Source organism: Acidovorax sp. JHL-9 (assembly GCF_000426205.1).
Taxonomy (GTDB): domain Bacteria; phylum Pseudomonadota; class Gammaproteobacteria; order Burkholderiales; family Burkholderiaceae_C; genus Acidovorax; species Acidovorax soli.
The window spans coordinates 1-5,741 of record NZ_AUEX01000051.1 but is presented as its reverse complement, the minus strand read 5'-3'; the positions used below and the strand labels follow the sequence as shown (position 1 = coordinate 5,741).

The following is a 5,741-nucleotide window of genomic DNA, read 5'->3' as shown; positions in this document are numbered from 1 at the left end:
TGGCCAGACGCATCAGCGAGCATGCCGCTGAAGTCCTGCAGGCCATCGTGCACCAGCGCTACAAGCTGCGCCGCGCTGTTCTCATCACGTCCAACCGCGTGGTGCAGGACTGGGGCAAATACCTCGGCGACGCCACCATGGCCAGCACCATCCTGGATCGGCTCATGCACCGCTGCGCGATGCTGGAGTTCGAGGGCAAGAGCTTCCGCCTCAAGGAGGCCGCTGCACGCATCGCCGTCACACCCGAGTCGTCATAATCCGACCGTCCTGCCTGGGGGAATTTGGGGTGGCCAAGGGTGGGGGAATTTGACCTGGCCATCGGGGCTTTGCCTGCGGAGGCTCGTGACGGCCCAGACAGAAAACCAGAAGCCATGCTCAGTCAGCGCATCCGAAAATGTCACAGATGACACTTCAACTCGGAGAGTTTGGCGCTGCAGGTGCCGCAGTTCTACTGCTCATGTCAAGCCTGACCACACAGCAGCTGACTCGACAACCTTAATGAACCGCCTTGCCGAGAAGCCGTCTGGATATAGGGTGTCTGCCGGCTCGGCTCCTGTGCTAGGGTCCCTCGATTCATTGATGCTTCCCCTCTCTCGAAACAACCCATCGGGGTCGTTCAGCCAGCGTCGATCATCCCGCAGCGCGATTTGAACTTCTTCCAGCGAGACCTTGAGAAAGCCCCGGAAAGCTTGGTGGTCCCACTCAATGGAGGTGTCGACGATCCATGCGGTGATCTTCGGCTCCCCATCCAGTGGTAAAAACAATGACCGCCGCAGCGCCTCGTCATGTCGGAGTGCAGCACGAATGGCAGGCACTTTTCTGTGCAACTGCCAACCCGCCTTGCGCAGGGTTGAGGTGCGATGAATCCAGGCGTCCTTCATAGAGCGGCGCATGTAGGTGGACTTCAATTCGAGGACAAGCAAATGTCCATCCAGCGCGCACAACAGATCTATCTCGCCGGCGTCGGGATCATTGGTTGAATCGGCCGCGAGGTGATGGCCCACGTGCACCCGAAAGCCTCGCTGCTCGAACAGTGCGCCCAGCCGCACTTCGATGCGACTGGTTTCGTCCCTCGCTTCTCCCCGCCGTGAGCCCAGCCGGCGCAGGTTGTTGACGGTGGCCGTGGCGTTGTTTTGCAGGGCCATCATCCACGGCAACTGGAACAGGTGACGCCCCATCTTGAGCAATGGACGTTCCTGCCAACGGGGGCGCAGTGATGCATCTCCTTCGCGCAATCGTTGAGATAGTGTGTTCCAGTCGCTGATCCAGAAGTCCAAGATAGCTTCCGCCGCCAGGGCTTGGCCTTCCGGATGTTCCGCCGTTACTGTCCAGGGCGTAATGCTTGCGATCTTGGCGGCACGATCGGACCAGGTGATCGGAAAGCGGTTCTGCATCTCGGGTTGCAGCAGGCCGCCGAATGCCAAGCGCCCCAGCGCCAGCCAGGGATGGTTGAATTGCAGCAGGTTCTGGTGGTAGGGCCGCAGGAAGTCCTCGATGTAGAAGGCTGCCATCAACTCGGTGGCCAGCAGGGCACGGAAGACATCTACGGTTGAGCCGGTCTCAGTTCGCAAGTGTTGGGTGACCCCATAGACCTCCTGCAAACGCAGCCAAGTGCCTAGGGCCTTGGCGAAGGCCTGCAGGTTCGCTTCCAGATGCGCCGGGCTGACCAAAGCCAACAGTTGGGGAGAGGCCATCAGTTCATCCATGCCGCGATACAGCCAGTACTGGTGCAAGCGGTTGAGCTTGTCTCCATCACGCTGCCACGCGGCTCGTGAAGGTGCATCGACTTCGACGATTTCCAGTCGCTCACCTTTTCGCACGAAGCAGATGGAATCGTCGTAGCTGAAGGCGTCTGCAGAATGATCGATGAAGGCGCTTAACTCAACCTGCGCATCCAACAGTGAGACAAAGGCCTTGTAAAGATCGTGTCGAGGGCTGGGTGCTTCGTTGGATGGAAAAAGGAAAGGGGTGAGGTGATGCCTGAGCGAGACGGCAATGGCTTGATCGTTCAAGCGCAGGCTGTCAGCATCGCAGGTGGTGAGCTTCCACGCCAGCATGTCTTCAATGGCATCCCACACCGCGTGAGCATCAGGCTCATCGGGTACATATCGATCTTCTAGCAGGTCAGGCAGCAAACGCTCGAAGGCGTAGAGACTGGCATAGACCAGCAGGTCTAGGGCCGTCAGCGCTGCCAGAGGCCTGCGCAGGCGCTCGACCGCTTCTACGCGCACCTGTTGCGCTTGTCTGAAGATGCGGAAGAGGTCAACGAACTCGGACAGGGCGGCAGAATGTCCGTTGGCGAGTGCTTGAATTTCATGCCAGCGTGGTGAATCTTGCCGCAACACCAGCCCGGCATGGCGGGCTGCCCGCTGTAACACATCGGGGGCAATGTTGGCGACGTGGGCCATGATTTCCGGGGCGGCAAAGCGATCCTGCCCAAGGTAGCGGGCCAACGCCAGGCCGAGCGATTCCTGCTGCCAGGCATCCTGCGGAAGCTTGCGCAGAAAGCTGGACGCCCAGAATGCGGCGTGACGGTCCGCGCCACTCCATTTGCGCTTTCCCTGGCGAGCGGGCTTGCCATCCAGGAGCGCGCTGGCTGCGTGGTCTGCGGCTGTTTCGACGGGCAGACCTCGCTCCTGAGCCGCGGCGAACACCGTGTCGTAGTAGGTGCCGATCATCGGCCTAAGGTGAAAGGGGCATAGTGGATGCAAAGAGGGGTCTACTGTCGCCGGAATTCATTCTGCCAGCCAGCTCTTGGTCACGGCCGGTGCTCATGCTTTGCGGCGGCGTTTGTGTGTTGTAGGTTCTCATTGCGTCCCGGCGTACCGCCGTCGGGCTCTGCGGGCTGCGCCCCGCGCCCCGTGCCGGGTCGCGGCCATGCGGCTCCGATCCCTGACGCCTCCGGCCGAGGCCATGCCCCCGGCCTGCGCGCTGCGCTTGCCATTCTCACGCCTGCATATGTGGTTCGGCTGGCTTGCTGATCCCTTCATCCTTGCACACCGTTCTCGCCGTCAAGGTCTGCGCGCCCTGTGGGCGCTGGCGGCCTTGCGGCCGTCTTCGAACCTGTGACCGCTGCGCTGCGGCGTGCCGGTTCCGGTCTCGGGCAATCCCGCCCGATCACTGGAGTTGGTCATGCAGCACGATCTGTTTTCTTCCCTCGATTCTTTCCTGTCGGTGCCCGCCGGATCAGGCGGTTTGCTCATTCGCGACGTGGCCGGTCAGTACCGGCCGGCTGAGGCCGACGAGGTGCTGCTGGCGGCGCAGCGGCTGCTGGGTGCCCAGGTCCGCGGGAGCGACGTGATGTCCTCGCCCGCCGTGGTGCGGGAGTTCCTGAAGCTGCGACTGGGCCAGTTGCCGCACGAGGTGTTTGCGGTGGTGCACCTGGACTCGCAGAACCGCGTCATCGACTACGTCGAGATGTTCCGTGGCACGGTGAGTCAGACCTCGGTCTACCCGAGAGAGGTGGTACGCGATGCGCTCCTGCGCAACACCTGCGCGCTGCTGCTGGTGCACAACCACCCAAGCGGGGCGGCCGAACCCTCGCGGGCCGACGAGGCCCTGACGCAGACGATCAAGGCAGCAGCGGCGCTGGTCGATGTGCGGGTGCTCGACCACTTCATCGTCACAGACGCCAACGTCCGCTCCATGGCGGAGATGGGCCTCATCTGAGGCTGGGGCCTTCGGCCCCATCTTTTTCTTTTCGTTGATCAGCGCGCTTCGCGCGAGCGCAGGGGAGGGCAGAGCATGGCCGGTGTTCACCGGCGGCACAGGGAGCAGCGGCCCTTTCCCGTGCCCGGGGATCGCGGTCTGGTTTCCTTCCCGCTGCGCGGGAACGAGCCCGCTGGACGAACTGACGTTCGGGCCGGTCCCCGCCGCTGCGCTGTGGTCCCATCCCGCTCGCCAGATCGTCCCCCCGGTCACCCGCCATGCCCGATGCCGGGCCGCTGGAAATGCCCAAGACATCAAACCCCTGAAGTGATCGCAACGGCTCGAACGCCGCGCCAGTCGCTTCGCTTGGTGTCACGCCGTTCGCAGAGCCGCCGCTGCTCAGTTCCCCCGGCCGACTGCGCTTCGCTGGTCGCCCGAAGAGGCTCGGGCAGCGCGTGCGCCATCGGGCCCACCGCACTCCCCCCACGGCGCCCCCATCCACAGGTGAGGGGGACTTGTGGGGGGATCTTTCAGCGGTGGGCCAGGTGACTGGCTCACTGCTTCGGCTGCAAGTTTTCCCCATCCCCCACCCCTTCCCGAGGGAAGGGTGTTGGCGCCGATTCAAAATTGAGCCACCGTGCCGATTGAATTTTGAGCCAGGGCTAATGGCCAACCTGTGAAGGTCGGCTGTGGATAAGTGTAGTGCCTTGGGTCGGTTTTGGTCTCCTTGGTGATCGAGCTCGGTGGTCGTCCGTTGAGGGCAAGCCGCGCAGGGCGAAGCCCGTAGCGGCTTGCCCTTGAACCGCTCAGAACGGCTCAGCCTTCTTGGCCTGTTCGCGTGCCTTGATGCGTTTCTTGGCCACGGCTGTGCTGTGCATGAACCTGTGGGACTCGTTGCCCGTCTCGACGATGTGGCAGTGGTGCGTGAGTCGATCCAGCAGTGCCGTGGTCATCTTGGCGTCGCCGAACACGCTGGACCATTCCTTGAAGTCCAGGTTGGTGGTGATCATCACGCTGGTCTGCTCGTAGAGCTTGCTCAGCAGGTGGAACAGCAAGGCGCCGCCTGCCTGGCTGAAGGGCAGGTAGCCCAGCTCATCAAGGATGACCAGGTCCATGCGCTGCAAGCTCGCTGCGATGCGGCCTGCCTTGCCTTGGGCCTTCTCCTGCTCCAGTGCGTTGACCAGATCCACCGTGGAGTAAAACCGCACGCGTGAGCCATGGCGCGTGATGCCCGCCACGCCGATGGCCGTGGCCAGATGCGTCTTGCCCGTGCCGGGGCCACCCACTAGCACCACGTTGTGCGCCTGCTCGGTGAACGCCATGCTGGCCAACTGCTCGATGAGCTTTTTGTCCACGGGCGAGCATTCGAAGTCGAAGCCCGCCAGGTCGCGGTGCACGGGGAACTTCGCCGTGTGCATCTGGTAGCTCACTGAGCGCATGGCCCTGTCCGTGACTTCCGCTTGCAGCAGGTGCTCCAGCAGCCAGCGCGAGCTCTCCAGCGTGGCGTGGCCGCCTTGCTTGACCAGGTCCTCCCAGGCCCCGGCCATGCCGTACAGGCGCAGCTCTTTGAACTCCTTGTCCAGCTCACGCATGATCGGCCTCCTGCATGTCGCTGCCAGCGCGCAGGCTGTCATAGCGCGCCGTGTCGGCCAGGGGTGTCTGGCTCACTTGCAGGTTGGTCGCAACCGTCTCGGGCAGGGGCTGCGCTTGCAGGCGGCCGAGCACGTTGATGACGTGCTCGGTGCTCACCCGCCCCGATGGCGGCGCACTCTCCAGGGCCAACTCCACCGCCACCAGCACGGCGTCCAGCCCTTGCTTGGGCACCTCGGCCAGTACCTGCGCCATCACCCTGTCGCCCCCCTCCTGGTGCAGCAAGCCTTTGCGCATGCGCTGCAATGGCTCGGGCAGGTCTGCAAAGGGCGCGCCGTTGCGCAGCGCGCCCGGCTTGCGCTCGATCAGCGGCACGTAATGCTGCCAGTCGTAGCGGGTCTGGTTGCGATCGCTCAGGCGCTCGTGCGTGGCCACCATAGCATCGCCGGCCACCACCACGATCTGCGCCGGGTACAGGTGTGTGCTGACCATTTGCCCCGCCC

4 protein-coding genes and 1 pseudogene are annotated in these 5,741 nt (G+C 63.4%); 2 read left to right on the top strand and 3 right to left on the bottom strand.

Annotated features, from left to right (window positions below):
* A partial coding sequence (locus K225_RS21285) for an ATP-binding protein (RefSeq protein WP_034713460.1) occupies window positions 1-257 on the top strand: 257 nt, incomplete at its 5' end.
* A gap of 198 nt (window positions 258-455) precedes the next feature.
* On the opposite strand, the gene K225_RS0118980 is transcribed toward K225_RS21285, so the two are convergent.
* Entirely contained in the window at window positions 456-2,678 is a 2,223-nt protein-coding gene (locus K225_RS0118980) for a hypothetical protein (protein ID WP_026437803.1), read from the bottom strand.
* A 454-nt stretch (window positions 2,679-3,132) separates the two neighbouring features.
* Between K225_RS0118980 and radC the strand changes: the two genes are divergently transcribed.
* A complete protein-coding gene (gene radC, locus K225_RS0118975) occupies window positions 3,133-3,669 on the top strand; it encodes a DNA repair protein RadC (RefSeq protein WP_081679745.1) in 537 nt (178 codons plus the stop codon).
* Window positions 3,670-4,454: 785 nt separating this feature from the next.
* Here radC and istB read toward each other — a convergent pair.
* Window positions 4,455-5,240 (bottom strand): IS21-like element helper ATPase IstB, encoded by a 786-nt coding sequence (gene istB, locus K225_RS0118970; protein ID WP_024815605.1) that lies wholly within the window; start codon window positions 5,238-5,240, stop codon window positions 4,455-4,457.
* Window positions 5,233-5,741 (bottom strand): annotated as a pseudogene (locus tag K225_RS0118965) (IS21 family transposase); the annotation flags it as partial. The pseudogene K225_RS0118965 and the gene istB, both read right to left, overlap by 8 nt.

Bases quoted from the DNA above. Each gene is read 5' to 3' on its own strand.
- K225_RS0118980 (WP_026437803.1), bottom strand. From the start codon at position 2,678: ATGATCGGCACCTACTACGACACGGTGTTCGCCGCGGCTCAGGAGCGA.
- radC (WP_081679745.1), top strand. From the start codon at position 3,133: ATGCAGCACGATCTGTTTTCTTCCCTCGATTCTTTCCTGTCGGTGCCC.
- istB (WP_024815605.1), bottom strand. From the start codon at position 5,240: ATGCGTGAGCTGGACAAGGAGTTCAAAGAGCTGCGCCTGTACGGCATG.